The sequence below is a fragment of the Clostridium beijerinckii genome (genome assembly GCF_036699995.1).
GTDB classification, from domain to species: Bacteria; Bacillota; Clostridia; order Clostridiales; family Clostridiaceae; genus Clostridium; species Clostridium helianthi.
In genome coordinates this window covers 2,774,466-2,793,752 of sequence record NZ_CP144906.1, presented here as the reverse complement: position 1 = coordinate 2,793,752, position 19,287 = coordinate 2,774,466, and the positions used below count along the sequence as shown (strand labels likewise).

The window sequence follows — 19,287 nt, the reverse complement described above, 5'->3', positions numbered from 1 at the left end:
TATTTCTAAATTTCTTCTCAAGAGTTTCTCAATGCTTCAAGTCATTAAACTACCTCCTCTTTTACTATAAATTTTCTTTAATATTTCTAGTGGTCATACTTCTTCTTTACTTGATGTAGTTTTTATACTTTTTTATCTTTGATTACATCTTCACAATATTTCTAAAGCAATCGCCGTGCCAAAACTATGCTGAAAAGGTAATATATATTTAAAAATATAAAGTTACAAGATAAAATTTTTACTTTCTACCTTGTAACTTAAAATAGTTGTTAGATTTTTAATAATATGTCTGAAATCTCTTTCGGAGAATTTGATTTTCTTAATTTATTAGCTACTTCTGTCTTTGATAAGGTATCAAATAATTGCCTAACCACTTTCCCATCATTTTCCTCAAGTGCTAACATAATAACAACATCTACCATACAATTATAATCCCATAAAATAGGATTATTAAGTTTAAAAATAGCTATAGATGATTTTTCAACGAATTCTGATAGGCCATGAGGTATTCCAAATATTCCTTCAAACAATGTTCCTCCAAGCATTTCTCGCTTATACACACTCATTGTAAAATTCTCACTAACTTTCCCTTTTGATATAAGAAGATTACACATCTCATCTATTAAATCACTTTTGGTAAAACTATCATTATTAACTTTTATTAATTCCTCATCAATGACATTTATTAAAGGATTAAACTGTTTCTTATTTATTCCGAGGAATTCTTTTAATCTTAATTTACCTGATTCTTTTAAAATATCCTGAAAAGATATAAATGGAATACTTTCTAACTCTGGATCTATAGTTCCGACTATTGCAGCTATATCATGATCTCTACTAATTTTAATTATTTCATCTTGAGCAGTATTTTTATTTATAATTCCAATTGATATGATTCTTAAATTTTTATTTGTATTTCCTAGCACTACATCTTCAAGATACTTTTTTATTTTTAACGCGGTCCCTTCACCTGTTATACATATGGTAATTATAGTTTTAGTATACTTATTTGCGCCTTTAACTTTACCAACGTAATTCTTATCCCCATCAAGAGCTTGGGAGATTTCGTATAAATTACTATTTTCCATTAATGATCTTCTAACTGCTTCCAGCACCATTACAGTATCTACCCTACCAATGACTCTAGTTGGAACTCCAGTTTCTTTTGTTATTATCTCTCCAAATGTAACTAAGGATCCCATATCAACCAATATCAAGCAACCCTTACCTTCATTAACCCTTTTCACTACTTCTATAGCTCTTTCAAGCAAAATTTGAGGATTTTCATCTAGTGACATTTCAATTCCAACTGCAAGATTTGTACCTAATAGCTTATTTGCTACATCAGCCATACCGCAAGCAACATGGCCATGACTTAATACAATAACAGCCACTCTGCTTACATTCTCATCCACCTTAGAAAACGTTTTTAAGTACATGGCGATAAAGCCTATTTCATCTTCTGGAAGTTGAATATCTAAGCTATTATTTATTTCTTTAGTTAATATTTTTGCAATTCTGTATTCATTGTAATATTCCTTCTTTATATAATCTGATTCAGGATTCCTTATTATCCTGCCTTGTTTTAGTCGTTCATAAGTTGAATTCAAATGCATTGCTACACAATAATAAAAATTTTCCTGAATATTTTCCATATATTGTTTTGCAATATTAGTTACTTTTTCAACCACATTTAATATTCTTTCATCTATAATATTTTTTAGTTCCTCCTTTGGAAAAAACATATTTGATTCTATATTTTTTGCAAACTTACTTAGATTGAATTCCACTTTGCTCCAAAGTATTTTATTAATTTCATCTTTACTTAGCCCCTGTTTTTCAAGTTTATAATACTTTTCCTCTATATTACTATATATTCCATCTGGTAACATATATCTATCATCTTTAGACTTCTGAGTTACAACATCATTAGGATTAACAATCAAATCTTCATTAAAAATATCTTCTGAAACTAATTCTCTATCCTTAACACTTAATATTTCGAGAGGAACATGCTTAGGTAAATCTTTTATGTCGATAACAACTTCATTTGAATTATTACTTAAGGAATTACAAAAACCTCTTGCACATGCAACTTGTATATCACTTCGTAGCTGTCCTATGTTCCCTGGACAATTGTATAACAATAACGATCTGATGACTTCATATCGTATGGTAATTTCCTTTCTCACTCTAGCTGATTCTTGTGAAAAAAAACTTTTAATCAGTACATATTTTTCATTAACAGGCCTGTTGTTAATAGATGGAAGTTCAATTATCATTGGAATTCTTCTTCTGAATGTTAGTAGCAAGGATGATTTTGGATCTTCTGTTGTTGCTGCAATTATCATCACATTTGCTGTCCTACTATTTTCAGTTTCACCAAGCCTTCTGTACTTTCCTTTATCCAACAGATAAAACAATATTTCCTGACCTTCGCTTGGTAATCTATGCACTTCATCTAAGAATAGTATCCCATTGTTTGCTTTCTCTACTAAGCCAACCTTATCCGTATTAGCGCCAGTAAAGGCACCTTTACTGTACCCAAACAATTGAGAAAGAAGTAATTGCGGATTATCTACATAATCAGCACAGTTAAAAAGTACAAAGGGTGCATTCTTATCAAAGTGCGAAGAACTAATAGCAAAATTATACATAGCCTCTGCAAAAAAACTTTTTCCAACACCAGAAGCTCCAAGTAAAAGAGTATGGAGACCATGAGGTGGATATAATACTGCTGCTTCTGCTTGACTAATTGCATTTTTTAACGAACCGTGATATCCTATAATATTTCTTAAATAATTAGTATTACTTTTATCGCCATTATTTGAATTATCTATATTGGGACTATTATTAATTTCCGTCCCATCTTTATCAACTGCTGACTTAACTGTTATAAAATTTTTCGATTGCTCTTTATTTAAATTTGATTTTTTAGCAACATTCTGCGGAAAAATTTCTGAAATTATACTTTTTTTAATCTGAGATACTGAATATCTAGAAATATCATATCCAAGAATAGATAGCCTTTTGCATAGCTGCCTATCTGAAATATCTTTATCTTCAATAATTATTTTTTTTATATCACTATATAGGATTGATTCTTTTCTTTGGCGAGAATTATTTATATTTTTTTCTGTTCTAAATTGAGTTATATATTCTCTAGTCGTATTTACTAATTTAGCAATATCACTGTCGGTTAATGGCTTTCTTTTGTCCTCATTTTCAATTAACTCCAGTATTTTATTTTCCAGCAAAATTCTCCCCCCAGTATTAGTTTAATTATATATATGTTGCAAAAATAATTCTTCATCATAATTCAAAAAATATTGGAAGAATTTTAGCCGTCATTGCAACATATATATTATTTAAAACTCTATAAATAATCGTTAGTAACAATTATATTATAAATCATTTTACTATTTTTTCCACATTATTAAATATGTTTATTTTGCCATAATGTATTGAATTTACGAAAACCCTCTGACTTTAATACAGTATTGTTAAAAAAACTCTGCTTTTTGTATAGTTATATATAATATTAAACTACTCTAGTACCATGTATTTCAACTGCACCTGTATATTCTAAAAGAAAATCTCTATTTTCCTTAGTAATTCCTTTTCCTGGCATTATTGAAATTCTACCGTCTGCATATTTAACTAAATCTTTTAAACATTCTTTTCCAGCCATAGCATTTTCGCATCCGCCCTTAGTAAGTATTCTATCTATTCTTAATTTAATTATTTCATCTAGAGCTATCTTTTTATCCTCAACTTCGTCAAATGCCATATGAAAAGTTATTGTCATAGGCTTTGCCAAGTTAACTAACTCCTCTATTATTTCTTTATCTACCCTAGAATCTTTTACAGCACCAATTACCACCCCGTGAACTCCTAGTTCTTTGCACATCTTTACATCGTATTTCATTATTTCTAGTTCTTCTTTTGTATAAGTAAAGCTTCCTCCACGTGGCCTTATAATAACCATTATTGGTATATCGAGATCCTCAACAATTTTTCTTATTGTTCCGTAACTTGGAGTGGTTCCTCCCTCAATCAAATTATCACAAAGTTCTATTCTATTTGCTCCCCTTTTAGCAGCTAAAATTGCATCATCATAATTCCCCACACATGCTTCAAATATTATCATAACCTACCTCCTATTTTCTTCTTTTAGTTTTTTATAAACTCATAAATCGAATATATATATTCGATGATTGACTAGTAAATTGATTTTTTATTCTACTAGTCTATAAGTAGAACTTGTATATATTTTAACATTTCTCGGTCAATCAAATAAATACATATATGAATTCCTAAAAAAATATTTATAATGAATTTTTACCCAACTTATGAAAACATTTAAATTGGCCTTACCAATTATAGCAATGTATGTTATAATTTTAGTGTAAATACAATTATTTTTATTTAGGGAGGTTATTTTATGGCTTCAATCGAGATTCCATACTCAACAAAATCTTTAAAAATAAACATTGATGATAAAAATCTAAAGGGCATTTTAGTTTCCAAGGCAAATACCTATAAAGCTGATATTTCACAAAATGATATAGTGAATAAAGCTCTTGATAATTGCATAGGTAGTAAATCTTTAGAGGAATTAGTAATTGGTAAAAATAATATGGTTATTATAACTAGTGATCATACACGACCTGTTCCTAGTAAAATTACCATGCCAATTTTATTACAAAGAATAAGGAACGTTAATCCCAACATAAACATAAAAATTCTTATAGCCACAGGTTTTCATAGACCAACAACTAGAGATGAAATGATAAATAAATTCGGGCAAACCATAGTTGATAACGAAGAGATTATAAACCATATTTCAACAGATGAAAGCAGTTTAATAAATGTGGGAACACTACCTTCTGGTGGTGAGTTGTTTCTAAATAAATTAGCGATGGAAACCGAGCTCCTAATAGCAGAAGGTTTTATAGAACCACATTTTTTTGCTGGATTTTCTGGCGGAAGAAAAAGCATATTACCTGGAATAGCTTCAGCAAAAACCATAATGGCAAATCACTGTTCTGAATTTATTAACAGCAATCATGCAAGGACTGGAATTATAAAAGATAATCCTATACACAAAGATATGCTCTATGCTGCTGAAAAAGCAAATCTTGCATTTATATTAAATGTAGTTATAGATGAAGATAAAAATATTATAAATGCTTTTGCTGGTGATAGTAAACTTGCCCATGAGGAAGGTTGCAAATTTGTTATGGAGCTTTCTAGTGTAAAAAGCATACAAGCTGATATTGCAATTTCAAGTAATGGGGGATATCCACTAGATCAAAATATATACCAAGCTGTAAAGGGTATGACAGCTGCAGAAGCTACATGTAAGAAAGGCGGAGTAATTATTATGATAGCCGCTTGTAACGATGGACATGGTGGCCAATCTTTTTACGAAACTATAGCAAATTCAAAATCTCCTGAAGAACTTCTTGAACAAATATTAAAAGTTCCTAGAAATGAAACAATACCTGATCAATGGGAGATTCAAATTTTAACACGAATTTTATGTAACTATACTGTGATCGTAGTTACAGATATGTGCGATCCTAATATGATTAAGAGTATGCATATGAAACACGCTTATACTTTTGATGAAGCATTAAGCATTGCATATGACATAAAAGGTAAAGATGCAGATGTTGTAGTCATTCCAAATGGTGTAGGTGTAGTTGTTAAATAATAATCATTAGCTTGTAACACTATTAAAAAGCTGGTATTTTTTGAGCAAAAGTACCAGCTTAACTTAAAATAATGCTTTACTTGCATGCAATTTTTTAAATTCTTTTGCATCAGGAAGTGTCAAGTACGTATATCATAGTATTTTAATATATAGTTACAAGAAAGAATTTAAGAAATATATTACTCTAAAAAGTTCATTATCATTAACAATTTCAGATGCAAGGATTATTTTAAAAAGCTTTCCTATTTATGATTAACTAATGCTACGTATATATGTATCATACGGAAATGGTATTATAATTTCTCCATCAACAACTTTATAATCTGTATTTTCTGTTGGGCTTAAATTTTTAATTAAATTCATTCCAACATTATATAAAACTTCAGCTTCAATCCTTGGATCTTGAATAACAGTTCCAGTCATGATTCCTTTATCAATTAAATTTTTTGCTTCTTGTAATCCATCAATTCCAACAACAGCTATATTTTTTGACTTATTATCTTTGTTATATCCATATTTTTGTAATGCCTCAATAGCTCCTATTGCCATAGCATCATTGTTTGAAATTATTGCTTCAATTCTTCCATTATATTTAAGGAACAGATTATCAATAGAACTTTTAGCTAAATCCTTAGACCAATTAGCATTTACTCTAGCAAGTTCTTGCGTCTTTATTCCAGAATCATTAAGCGTTGATATTGCATATTTACTTCTATCAATGGGCTGTGGATCATCAGATGGACCTTGCAACAAAACATACTGTAATATATTATCACCATTTGTATCTAAACCGCTTTTATTTCTATTCCAAAAATCAGCAATAATTTTACCTTGAGCAATGCCAGCTTTCTTCGAGTCAGGAGTTACAAAAACAACCTTATCATATAATTTAGAAGCTTTTGAAGCCACTTCAGGTATAATATTCATTAGTATTAAAGGTTTATTCTTTTGCTTAATCTTGTTAATAACACTTTCTACAGTACTTTCTCTTCTGTCTGGTAAATATAATATAAACAAATCATATTTTGTTTGTAACGCAGCATCTAATAGTTCATCTTGTATTGCTATATTGTTCTTAGGATTTAAAAAAGTAAATTTCACTTTATTTTGATTCTCATTTTCTATATTCTTTAGGCTTTCAATAACTTTCATAGTAAATGGATCATCAGTTACGAAAAATATTACTGCTATATTAGACACTCTACTAGTGTTAGAATCCAAACTTGCTATTGTTTTAACTTGAGTTATAGATATCAATGAAAAAATAGTTAAAGTAAACAATACCGTCGCAATTCTTTTATTAAATATTTTCATTATAATACCTCCCATTAGATATAAATACTCAAAATTATATATCTACTCTTGATTAGGTTGCATATAAATATAAAATTTATTCAAATTAATCATTTAGAAATAAAATAATTCTTCATCATAATTCTAAAGATATTTCAAAAATTTCAGCCGTAATTATGGCTTGTGAACTGTGCATTGTGAATTGCAACATATATATAGCCATATCCTATAATGAATGGTACTAATAAAAGAATTCATTATAAAATATGGCCAAAACTTTTAGATAATATTATTTATACATATACTCTCTAGTCCAATGTAAATTATTATTTACTCCTTTGCCAAATAGAAATTGGTGTATATGAACATTTCCACTATTAAAAGATGCTGCACAGGCATTTAAATATAATCTCCACATTCTTATAAATGTTTCATCCTTAGTTTTTCTTATTTCAGGTAAAGCATTTTCAAAATTACTTGCCCAATGTTCTAGCGTTTTTTCATAATGCAATCTAAGATTTTCTACATCAATTACATTGAAATTTTTATCTGACATTGAGAAGATCAATTCTGAAACAGATGGAACGTATCCACCTGGAAAAATATACTTATCTATCCAAGTATTATTTCCACCTTCTGTAACTGATGTTATGCAATGAAGTAAAGATAATCCCTTATCATTTAATAATCTATCTATAGTATTAAAATATTCAGTAATATGATCTTTTCCTACATGTTCCAGCATACCTACACTAACTATCTTATCAAATTGCCTATCTTTAAATTCCCTATAATCAACAAGCTGAACATCAACTAGATTGTTCAGATTCTCATTATCTATTTTTTCTTTGACTTTTGCAAATTGCTCAGAACTTAAAGTTATTCCAGTAGCTTTCACATTATATTCCTTAGCTGCAGAAATAATTAATTCACCCCATCCACATCCTATATCAAGTAAAGTTTCTCCTTCTTTTAAGTCCAATTTATTAAGGATGTGTAGCACCTTATTCTTTTGTGCTTGTGTCAGTGAATCACTAGGTGTCTTGAAATACGCACATGAATATGTCATTGTATCGTCTAACCATAGTTTATAAAAATCATTGCCTATATCATAATGAAACTCAATATTTTCTTTACTATGTTTGATATTATTTGAAGCTTTTCTTAGAAGCTTTGAATACATGTTACTATTATTCAAAAAGCTATCCTTATTATTATATATAGACTCTATAGCTTTTTTAACACTTCCCTCTATATCTACTTTCTTAGTCATATACCCTTCTCCAAATGCTAATGATGGATTTTTAATAATATCAGCTTTGGAAATTGGTTCATTAAAAATAATTTTGAAAACTGGTTCTCCTTCTAAATATTTTTCAGTAGTTCCATCCCAAAATTTTATTTCTACAGGATCGCTAAACAGATTCTTAAATAATGTTTTATAAAATATCTTATCAATATCCATGCTCTTCCTCCTAAAAACAAAAATGAAACAGCTAGTAATTCTATATCTAGTTTATAATTAAATAGTCTAAAACATCAATAATTCCACTTATTTCCATTGGTCCTTCCCTTTAAATTTACTTATATGGTATGCATTACTATTGTTTTTAGTACCAATTATCTAAACACATGCTAAACAACCAGCGCATCCTTTGAAATTTAAACTTAAGGAAATAGATTTTAAAAGAGCTCCTTCATTTCAATAAATATATTTTTATATCTTTCTTTATTTATTGAATCTTTCTTAAATTCAATTGCTGTCTGTGGACATAAGTGAATACATGCTAGACATTGTTCACATCGGTGTTTCCACGAAGGTTTTGTTTCTATAACTTCTATATTTTCAGCCGGACATACCTTAGAACAAATGCCACAGCCTATACATTTCTCGCTAACCCAGAAATTTTCGTCAATGTTATTTGGATTAAAATCTCTATACATCTTTTCTTCTTTATCTCTGTTTTTTATGACAGGAATATTATTTTCATAGTTATTATTAATCATTCTTGCAATATCAATTGTTATCTTTGATTGATTATTCATTCGATTAATGAAGTCTTCTTTCGGATGAGGATAATACATAAACCACATATTTCCAGGCATTTCAACACTAAAATTTGCTGAAAGCGATTTTCCTTTACGTCTTAATATAGCATCAATTTGCTCAAAGGTTAATGCTGCATAGCTTCCAAAATTAGCTACTGCAAAAAAGTATTTACCTGAATTAACCTCTAAGTTTTTTATAAATTTTGCAACTATTTTAGGAAGCCCTCTATAGTAAACAGGAAAAACAAATCCTACCCTTTTAGACGTTACTTCATTTATATTCATATTACGTTTGCATATACGTACCAATCGACAATTGGTGATATTTTCACTTAAATCTTTAGCTATCTTAAGCGAATTTCCTGTTCCAGTAAAATAATAAATAGTTGTCTCCATTTTTAAATCTCCTTAATAAATATTTCATAACTTGAATTTTACACCCCAAATATTCATCTGTGCAAATTAAGAAGCTATCCATTTTTAGCATACGGATAGATCTTATATCTATGTCATATTTTAGTAAAATACTTCTAATTTTTATGATTTCATAATTTCAGTTTCTTTTTTAATAAATCTATGCTCAAACTCTAATGCTTCCATTGGTTTTCCTATTAAGTAGCCTTGAATATAATCACAATTAAGTTCATTTAAAATTCTAAATTGTTCCTGTGTTTCAATTCCTTCTGCAATAATCTTAAGACTCAAGCTGTGCCCTAAATTTATTATTGATCTAACAATCATTACGCTTTTATAGTCTTTCTCTAAATTAGCTATAAGGGACTTATCAATTTTTATCATATCAATAGGTAATCTATTGACATAACTAAGAGATGAATAGCCTGTACCAAAATCATCTAAAGATACTCTAATTCCTATTTTTCTTAATTCTTCTAGTATTCCTGTAATTGTACCAAAGTCCTCCATAGCCTCATCTTCAGTAATTTCCATATTTAAGCACCTTGCTGGAAGCGAGTAATGATTCAATATACTTTGAACCATTGATACGAACTCAGATTGCTTTAATTGTGAATAAGAAACATTAACTGAAATACTAAATTCATTGCCTCCAAGCTCATGCCATATTTCACATTGCTTACAGGCATTTTCTAATACCCAATTATCAATTGGTATTATTTCACCTACACTTTTTGCAATTGGAATAAACTCTGCAGGAGAAATAATTTTATCACCTTGCTTCCATCTGATAAGAGCTTCTGAATATAGAACTTTCATTGACCTTAAACTTATAATTGGTTGATAGTAAATTATAAATTCATTGTTTTTCATGGCTTTATTTAATTTCTCTTTGATATCGATTTTATCAAGAAATTCATCATTTATTTTTGATGAATATAAAGCATAATTATAACCACCATTTTTCTTAACTTCATACATGGCTATGTCTGCTTTTCTAATTAAAGTATCTGTATCCTTGCCATGTTCAGGAAATATACTTATGCCAATACTGGCTCCGACACTTAAAGCCTCCCCATTATAAATAAAAGGAGTTTTCAATGCTTTTTGAATACTTTCAGCAATTTCTTTAACATAAGTAGTGGATTTTATATTAGTTGCTATAATTACAAATTCATCTCCACCAATTCTGCTGATTATATCATTATCACTTATTATACCTTTTAATGTGTCTGCAACATTTTTGAGAACTTTGTCACCAAGTTGATGCCCATAATTATCATTTATACTTTTAAATCCATCTAAATCTATGAAAAGCATCGCGAAACCATTATTTTCAATTTCTATAAGCAAATTAAGCTTTTCTAACATCATTTTTCTGTTAGGAAGTTCTGTAAGAGGATCATAATATACAAAATGACGAATTTTCTCCTCAGCCCTTATTTTATCTTGAATTTGATTTTTAAGCATAATATTGGCTTCTTCTAGTTTTAAATTGCAGCTCTTTTCCATTTCTAATATTTTTTTTCTTTCCGAAATATCGTGTAGTAATATCAATATACCTAATATATCTCTATATTCATCATATATAACTGTGCCGGATAATTCACAGGTAATGTTATTTCCATATTTCGTTTCCAAGTTAACTTCTATATTTTTTGCATAAGCATTTTTAATTATGGCACTTAAGTCAAAATCAACATTACTAAGTAATTCACTAAATATTTTTCCTTCGACTTCTTCAATTTTATAATTAGTTACACTTAATGATGCATTATTACAATTTTGAATAATAAAGTTCTCACTTAAAATAAATATTGGCTCGTTTACACTGTTAAAAATATATTCTGATATATATTTTGGAGTAGTCAACATCATTCTGTGCCTGTTTATTGCATAGTAGATCCCTCCTAAAGCTATAACTCCTGTTAATACTGCTGATGGAAAAATAGTTACTCCGAGTAAAGGCAAAATAAAATCTGTAATTATGCCTATAATGATACTCATTGTACAAGTTATCAAAATAATTTTAGTTTGCTTTTTTACTCTATTTATCTTAGAATATTTACCTCTCAGATACAGCACTATAACACCTGCAATATCTATTACTATCGCCCATATTATATATAAAATTTGAGGGAACAACTCTGGAGCCACATCAATCCAACCATAATATTCTTTATTCATTGCTGAATATGGTTCTACTATAACATTTCCAATAAATAATATAGTAGTTGGAACATATGCTAAAAATTTTATTATTGAAATATATTCAAAATCATCTGTATTATTGAGCAAATATGCAAAGTATAGCCAAAGTCCATTAAAAAAACAATACCCTAGAACCGAAGAATTTCTCCAAAAAAATGCTACATTGATGTTGTCGGATGTCAACATCATTGCATATCCACCTGACCAAAGTACAAAGCAAATACAAATATATAAAAATATCTGATTTGTCTTGGATTTCTTATCTATCCTATAGCCGTATATTCCTAAAAATAAATAAAAAACGCAACATAAAAATAATAATATAAATAACGTAGTCTTAATAATACCCCACCTCCAGCATAAAACACAAAAAAGTTCAGATTTATATAATTAATAATCTTTACTATACTTTAACACCTAAAAACATTAATTCCATATTTCAACATTCTTTCACATAATATAATTCTAGTATTGATCTTTTAACTATTCAATGTTTTTATTAATGTATCTAAACTTAAAATTAAATATAATTAATTTTTAAAAATTATTATTACTTATTTTAATTCTACTTACTTAATACTATTTTAAGCGCTTCTTTATTGTGCAGGCTATAAAATAATAACAACTATATATACGAAATAATTATATTATATTTTTTGAATAGGCGCTTTTTCTTAATTCATTTTAGAAATTTTAGTAAATTTATAATCTACGTTTTTTAATAATATGAACTATATTTAATAATATTCTGATTTTAAAATTACTTTACTATGTTAATTTTATTATTTATAAGGATACACGATTTTTACAAGAAAATCTGCTTTCAATACTATATATTTCTGCTACTTTTAAAAGTTATTCATATATTTGACTTAGTTATAATTTCATAAAGAATAAAAAAAGTCAGATTAAGTTCTCAACCTAATCTGACTTTTTTGCTCTTTATGAACGCTTTCTAATAATATGTATAAATTAGCTTAATAAGAACATATCATTAGTAATCTGCTCTATTCAAAATATCTATCTAACAATCCTTTAAATGCTTTTCCATGTCTAGCTTCATCCTTGCACATTTCATGAACTGTATCATGTATTGCATCTAAGTTTAATTTCTTAGCAAGTGTTGCTAAATCCTTCTTACCTTGACATGCACCATGTTCTGCGTCAACTCTAGCTTGTAAGTTAGCTTTTGTATCTGCTACTACTACTTCACCAAGTAATTCAGCAAATCTAGCAGCATGTTCTGCTTCTTCAAATGCTATTCTCTTATATGCTTCTGCAACTTCTGGATACCCTTCTCTATCAGCTTGTCTTGACATAGCTAAATACATTCCAACTTCTGTGCATTCTCCAATAAAGTTCGCCTGTAATCCATCAATCACTTCTTTCTCAACACCTTTAGCAACTCCAATTACATGTTCATCAGCAAAAGCTAAGTCCCCACTTTGCTCTATGAACTTTTCTGATCCTACACCACATACTGGACATTTTTCTGGTGCTGTTTCTCCTTCATGAATATAACCACACACTGTACAAACAAATTTTTTCATAAATTCTCTCTCCTCACTATCATTTCAATAAATATTTATTAGGTTAATTACCTTATTATATATATTTCAACATCTATATCCTTTTTTCCTTCTATTCTTTCTTACTTTCATAACCTTTATTTCTACATTTTTATACACAATATGCATTTTTTATCTTTTTCCTCTATAAAGAATTGGACTAGATCCAAAGGAATACCCTTCATTATATAGTTTGTTTTCTAGCTTAATTAGTTCTTCAGCCAAAATTGTATTTGATCTTAGATCTGTTGGCTCTTTCACTATATCAAGTTCTATACCTTTATATTTTCTGTAGTAGCTATAATTTTTCCATAACCATGCCTTTATTCTACTTAAATTTGATGGCTTTCTAATAATATCAAGGATCAGTTGTCTGTATTTTTCAATATCTTCTTTTTGAGTATCGTTTAAATTTGATAACTTATTTCCTAAACTTCTAGCCGCCTTCTCATCTAATTCTTGACATAAAAATTTTAGAGCATGCCATACATTATAAAGTTGATTTTTATTCTCTATTTCTACTTCTCTTGCCCAAACAAAAGCGTTTAATCTTCTTCTTATATCCCACCTTTTTATTGGGCTTTCTAAATCATCTGCACATACTAAAAAGAATCCTTCTTTAAGCAACATCGCCCCTAATACTCCAGGTGGGTTTCCAAGTCTTTTGTCCTTAAGAGTAGTCCTATATACTCCGCAACTTGGACTACCCTCCTTGTACATATAAATATATATATCCTCACTATTCAATAATTCTAAACAAAAGTTACATGCTTTTATAAGCTTTTCTGTAACATCTTCACCAGTTTTATTTTTAATCTTTGCCTTGCCTTCTAAAACATCTTGTCCACTACCACCCTTTATACTTATAGGTGTTCTAGGTACCCCTAATCCAGCAAGACATTCAGGGCACATAGGATAAAATACAAATTGCTCATTTTCCCTACCAAAATTTTTTACATAATCAAATCCTTTACCATTATATCTTACTTTTGCTCCAAAGCAGCATTCACTTATACCTACTTTTAATTTTTTCTTCAGTACTTTCTCCATATAACACCTCTTTAAACCCATTAATCGTTTTTGTATAAAACACTCTCATACTCTTTATTTTTATCAAATTCCTTTTCTGCAAAAACACATACTGGTATTATCTTCTTATTTTCTTCTATCGCAAAATCTACAACTTTTCTTATTAAAAGTTTGCCTGCTCCTTTGCCCTTCAACTTTTCACCTACAAAAGTATGCTCAATTTTTATTATATCCTTACTAGTATCACTTAATATTACTTCTGCTAACGTATTTTCTTCCGTTTCTCCGATATAGAATTTATTCAATCCCTTTTTAATATCAAACATAATACAAAACACCATCCTCTCCATAATTTTATTCATTTTACAAAACCCTTTAGTAATTCCTTATATATCCACAGTGCTATTATATCATACCCAAATATCATTTTAATGTCGAATTTTTATACTTTTTTTAATTTAATTCACCATTTACTTTTTTCCACTCAAAAAATAAGGAGCTATCTTTGATAACCCCTTATTCCTCGTACTATATTCAAAATAATGTTAATATATTTGTCTAAAAGCAACATTATACAAAATTCCATACATCATTTATTTGCATACCTAAAATTTGTTAAAACAATTGAATCACGTTTCCATTACGTCCACAGCACTTCTTATACTTCTTTCCGCTTTGACATGGGCATGGATCATTTCTTCCAACCTCTTTTTTGCTTTCAATTGTTTTATTATTTCCTGATTTTTCATTTATAGTTGCACCTTTATATTTCCATAATGGTATATTATTAATAAATTTATTAACAATGTTAAATACCCTAATTTCATCTTCCTTGTCAAGTTTTGCATCTATTCCATTAATTATATCTTCAAGTATTTCTTCAGAATTTCTATATTGTATATCCAAGGCCAACATATTCATAGTTCCAGCAGCATCATTTTTATCAACTAAAAACATAGATGAAAATTCTTTTGAAAACTTCCTCCCAATACTACTTCTTTCCAAATAATCTTCGTTAGACATGGAGATTAGATCATCTTTACTAATCATAGAATAATCCAAATTGTTGTCTATATTATTTAATATTTCTTCATAATCCTCTATTTCTACATTAACGAATATAATTTTTCCATCATCATCAATTGTACCATAATATTCATTATTATAATAAAAAGATCCTTCTTCTAATATAGATAACAATATTTGCTCTTCTACATTGTCATATCTTTTCATTAATCCTTTAACATCTTCAAAACAAAGAACACCATATAACTTAATCATACCTCTAAAGATATTCATGATTTCACTATTTTTCTTCATTAACTTTCTAAACTCTAAAGTATCACTTTGCTTAACAATTGCCTGCATTACTTCGGGCATTAATAAGATTGGTTTTCTATCTTTTAAGCAAGGAAATACCATCCCTTGATTCATAAAAAAAGCATGTTTATCCGCATAGTTTTCTGCTTCATTATCAGAAATCGAAATTATTCCATTATTCTTAATGTATTTTAATAATATTCTATACATATCATCATTAATCACATGCATTTTATTTCTAATATAATTCTCATATTCATCGATATATCTTTCAATTACCTGATTCTTATTTAAATTATATGATAATTTAAGACCAATGTTTTCTGCTAGACTACAAATTTCCTTTTTAGGATATGGCTTGATCAATTCTTCTAGATCAAAAGAATATGTCTCCTTAAAAAACGTATGTATAAAACTATTTGTAAATTTATTATGATGTTTTAAAAAATCATTCTCTATCATTTGTTCAGAATAATCAAAATCTGAGAAAGCATCATTGTTATGTATAGGCTTTTTATTGCTAACTTTGTATTTCTTATTATTTCCAGGCAAGTATTCTTTTTCTGCATCTTTATTTCCTATATACCCACAAACCCCATCTCTTGGAGAATTATTAAACTTACCTTCTTCTGGATTATTTCTAGCAATAACTTCTACCTGGCTAAATTCACTTGGAACCTGTATTATATCTACAACTTCTAAAGTCAAATAAGTAGTTGAGCCAAAATCATATTCATATTCGAACTTTTTATTAATATTTAATACATCTTTTAAATAAAAATTCATCTCATATTGTTCATCACTATTATCATGATATATTTCTTCATCAATATGAAACGCACTTAAATGTCCACAACACTCTACCCATATATCTCTTATAAATTTGTCCAAATGCTGAAGCTGCAACTTTGCATCTATAGAAACATAAATACAATATAAACTAGGATTATACTTATCTTTCATGGATATTATGAATTGTTCTCTTACCTCTTTAGCCTGATTCATTTTTTCTTCAATTGATTTTTTCATTACTGAACAACTCTTTGCATGTCTTTTAATTGTTCTTTCAGTTAATTCCTTATTACAATAATAACATCTACCTTGCACGACTAAATCTCCTCTTAAATAATATAATTACTATATAAAATTCCAACATGCACAATTATATACTAACATTATGTTTGTCTGCAAATTTTTTAATTAATAGCTGGTTGAATTTTTATTAGCTATATCCTTGGCATACATGTCACAGAGGGAATTTTCAAAATGGTTAGAATGTGCCTTTACCCACTGAAATTCAATATATTTTCCATTACAAGCCTTATCAAAAGCAAGCCATTTTTCTATATTCTTAGCTGGTTCTCCATTAATAGTTTTAAAGTCATTCAACTTCCATATAGGTAACCATTCTGTGAGTCCTTTTCTTACATACTGGCTATCAGTTATTATTCTTATCTTTTCAACATCTTTTAATAATTCAAGGGCTTTTATAGCTGCTTCGAGTTCAGCTTGGCTGCTTCCTATGTCTTTCACTTTTTCTGTATATAAATTATAATTTCCTTTCAAATCTTCTATTATAAAAGCAAATCCACCATGATTTTTCTTCTCAAAATAACTAGCATCTGTATAGATCTTATAGATTCTTTCCTCAGCCTTACTTTCTTCTATTGCATAACTATCATAATTACTGTTTCGTTTATCTAAGACTAATATTTTACTCCTATCATTAAAAGCAGCTACATCTTTATCTTCTCTTATAACTACTTTTACATTAAACCCTACATAATATGTATCTGGACGCTTATTATGGAGCATTTTCCTAAATTGGTATTCCTGACCTTTAAAAAAATCACTTAAGTTGTTATTATCTATAAAATGTAGTTCTTTTTTTAAAGGATTGAATTCTACTAAGGAGTCCTCAGTACCATTACTGACTTTAATTTTATAGTTATTATTTTCTTCATCTATTATTTCTAGTGTAAAAAGCATCATTTTCATAAAAATTACTCCTTAAAACAAATATCTCATTATATATATCACAATTAGGTTTCTACATTGTAGCCTTGACTAAGGATTTGACTTACTAAAGCTTTAAATATATATTTATCGTTGTAACATGTATTTTATCATAGGTACAGTAAATTCAAAATCATCGTTCATTTTAATAATAACTTCTTTATATTTTCTTTTATATCATAAAACTTACTGATGTATACATCATTATAACAAAATTAAAGCTGAAATTTTCTATATCACCTAAAATTTCAGCTAATAAGTATTAATTTAATCTAAGCATTTACGTATAATTTAAACTTTTGCTAGCGGAAGTGAAATTGTCACTGTTGTTCCCTTCCCATATTCACTATCAATTTTAAGAATGCCATTATGCATACCTATAATATTATTAGAAATGACTAATCCAAGCCCTGCGCCAATGGATTTAGGATCGATTTTATAGAATGATTCCATAACATGATTTATATCCTGTTTTTTAATTCCAATACCTGTATCGCTAATTTTAATTAAAATACACTCTTTGCTAACTGATTGAATTACGTAGATTTTACTATTTTTATATGAGAACTTAATTGCGTTATCTAATACATTTAGTATGACTTGCCTCAATCTATCACCATCTGCTATAATAATTGCTGGGTGCGTTTCAACCACTAATTTAATTTCCTTTTTTTCTGCTTTCTTTTGAAGCTGGAACATCACTTCACGAATAATTTTGTCCATCTTGACATCAGATAATATTAGTTTAATTCTATCTGACTGGTATCTTGAAAAATCTAAAAGATTCTCCACCAAGCTAATAAGCCGATCTGATTCATCATTAATAATTCCCAAACCAAATTTAAATTCCTCATCCGATAATTCGTCTTGATCTCGCATAGTTTCAATCCATCCCTTAATTCCTGTCAAAGGTGTCCTAAGCTCATGAGAAATTGATGATATAAAATCATTCTTTAAACGATCAGTTTTTAATATTTCATCGCCCATATAGTTAAGCGTTTTTGCTATTTCTCCAAGTTCATTTGGATAAGTATCCTTAATCTTTTCCTTGTATTTTCCATCTGCTATTTTCTTTGTAAAATTGATAATATCATTTAACGGTTCTACAATTATATTCCCTAAACGCAAACTTACAAAAAACACAATAACAGCAATAAAAATGCAGATAATAATTCCATAAATTAATAGATTAATAATTAAAGCATTTACTTGTGTTAATGATGTTGTATACCGCAAAATTCCTAATACTTGCCCGTCAAAAACAAGAGGCGTATATACTGCCATAATTTTCTGACCTGAATATGAATTTTTCTCAATTTTATATGTAGTTTTCAAATCTAGTACATCAGAATCTATAGAATACGTTCTATCTTCATAAAAACCTGTAGATGATTGGATTAATTCACCATTTCTTTTTAATAGTTGTAGTTCAGATCCATTAATCTGATAATTTTTAATAATTTCATCACTGAATTCCGCCAAGCTTTTATTAGTAAAATCAGTTTCTCTTGCTAACACAGAAGGAATCGCCTCTGCTTGACTCTGAAATGTATTAGCAATTCCCTGATAATAATATTGTCTTATTCCAATTCCAAAACCTATCATTACAAGACTTAAGGTAAGTAAACTAATGATCATAAAGTAAACAATAATCCTTCGCTTCATAGT

Annotated in this window: 13 protein-coding genes; 1 reads left to right on the top strand and 12 read right to left on the bottom strand. The window is 28.5% G+C overall.

Translation table 11 applies throughout. The annotated features are described in order from the left end of the window. Positions 1-269: 269 nt before the first annotated feature. Positions 270-3,257 (bottom strand): sigma 54-interacting transcriptional regulator, encoded by a 2,988-nt coding sequence (locus PZA12_RS12935; protein ID WP_103699025.1) that lies wholly within the window; start codon positions 3,255-3,257, stop codon positions 270-272. Positions 3,258-3,541: 284 nt separating this feature from the next. Then, positions 3,542-4,150, bottom strand: a complete 609-nt coding sequence (locus PZA12_RS12930) for a copper homeostasis protein CutC (protein WP_078115564.1) — start codon at positions 4,148-4,150, stop codon at positions 3,542-3,544. A gap of 294 nt (positions 4,151-4,444) precedes the next feature. Between PZA12_RS12930 and larA the strand changes: the two genes are divergently transcribed. Continuing rightward, on the top strand, positions 4,445-5,719 hold the full coding sequence (larA, locus tag PZA12_RS12925) for a nickel-dependent lactate racemase (RefSeq protein WP_078115565.1): 1,275 nt from the start codon (positions 4,445-4,447) through the stop codon (positions 5,717-5,719). 252 nt (positions 5,720-5,971) lie between these two features. Here larA and PZA12_RS12920 read toward each other — a convergent pair whose 3' ends face one another. The 10 genes from PZA12_RS12920 to PZA12_RS12875 all read right to left on the bottom strand — a co-directional run bounded on the left by PZA12_RS12920 (position 5,972) and on the right by PZA12_RS12875 (position 19,284). Next, entirely contained in the window at positions 5,972-7,033 is a 1,062-nt protein-coding gene (locus PZA12_RS12920) for a galactose ABC transporter substrate-binding protein (RefSeq protein WP_078115566.1), read from the bottom strand. Between the two features lie 268 nt (positions 7,034-7,301). Then, a complete protein-coding gene (locus PZA12_RS12915; protein WP_078115567.1) occupies positions 7,302-8,477 on the bottom strand; it encodes an SAM-dependent methyltransferase in 1,176 nt (391 codons plus the stop codon). 218 nt (positions 8,478-8,695) lie between these two features. Next, the gene (locus tag PZA12_RS12910) at positions 8,696-9,457 is read right to left on the bottom strand and encodes an EFR1 family ferrodoxin (protein ID WP_078115568.1); all 762 of its coding nucleotides are present in this window, start codon (positions 9,455-9,457) and stop codon (positions 8,696-8,698) included. A gap of 141 nt (positions 9,458-9,598) precedes the next feature. Continuing rightward, positions 9,599-12,010, bottom strand: coding sequence for an EAL domain-containing protein (locus PZA12_RS12905; RefSeq protein WP_078115569.1), 2,412 nt, complete (start codon positions 12,008-12,010; stop codon positions 9,599-9,601). Positions 12,011-12,693: 683 nt separating this feature from the next. After that, positions 12,694-13,236 carry an NADH peroxidase gene (locus PZA12_RS12900; RefSeq protein ID WP_078115570.1) on the bottom strand — a complete coding sequence of 181 codons (543 nt, stop codon included), beginning with the start codon at positions 13,234-13,236 and terminating at the stop codon, positions 12,694-12,696. A 150-nt stretch (positions 13,237-13,386) separates the two neighbouring features. After that, positions 13,387-14,304 (bottom strand): DUF523 domain-containing protein, encoded by a 918-nt coding sequence (locus PZA12_RS12895; RefSeq protein ID WP_103699341.1) that lies wholly within the window; start codon positions 14,302-14,304, stop codon positions 13,387-13,389. 20 nt (positions 14,305-14,324) lie between these two features. After that, on the bottom strand, positions 14,325-14,609 hold the full coding sequence (locus PZA12_RS12890) for a GNAT family N-acetyltransferase (protein WP_078115768.1): 285 nt from the start codon (positions 14,607-14,609) through the stop codon (positions 14,325-14,327). A 289-nt stretch (positions 14,610-14,898) separates the two neighbouring features. After that, positions 14,899-16,710, bottom strand: a complete 1,812-nt coding sequence (locus PZA12_RS12885; protein WP_078115572.1) for an SEC-C metal-binding domain-containing protein — start codon at positions 16,708-16,710, stop codon at positions 14,899-14,901. A 93-nt stretch (positions 16,711-16,803) separates the two neighbouring features. Beyond that, positions 16,804-17,601, bottom strand: a complete 798-nt coding sequence (locus tag PZA12_RS12880) for a ribonuclease H family protein (RefSeq protein WP_077842935.1) — start codon at positions 17,599-17,601, stop codon at positions 16,804-16,806. A 309-nt stretch (positions 17,602-17,910) separates the two neighbouring features. Then, entirely contained in the window at positions 17,911-19,284 is a 1,374-nt protein-coding gene (locus PZA12_RS12875; RefSeq protein WP_103699342.1) for a sensor histidine kinase, read from the bottom strand. Positions 19,285-19,287 lie beyond the last annotated feature (3 nt).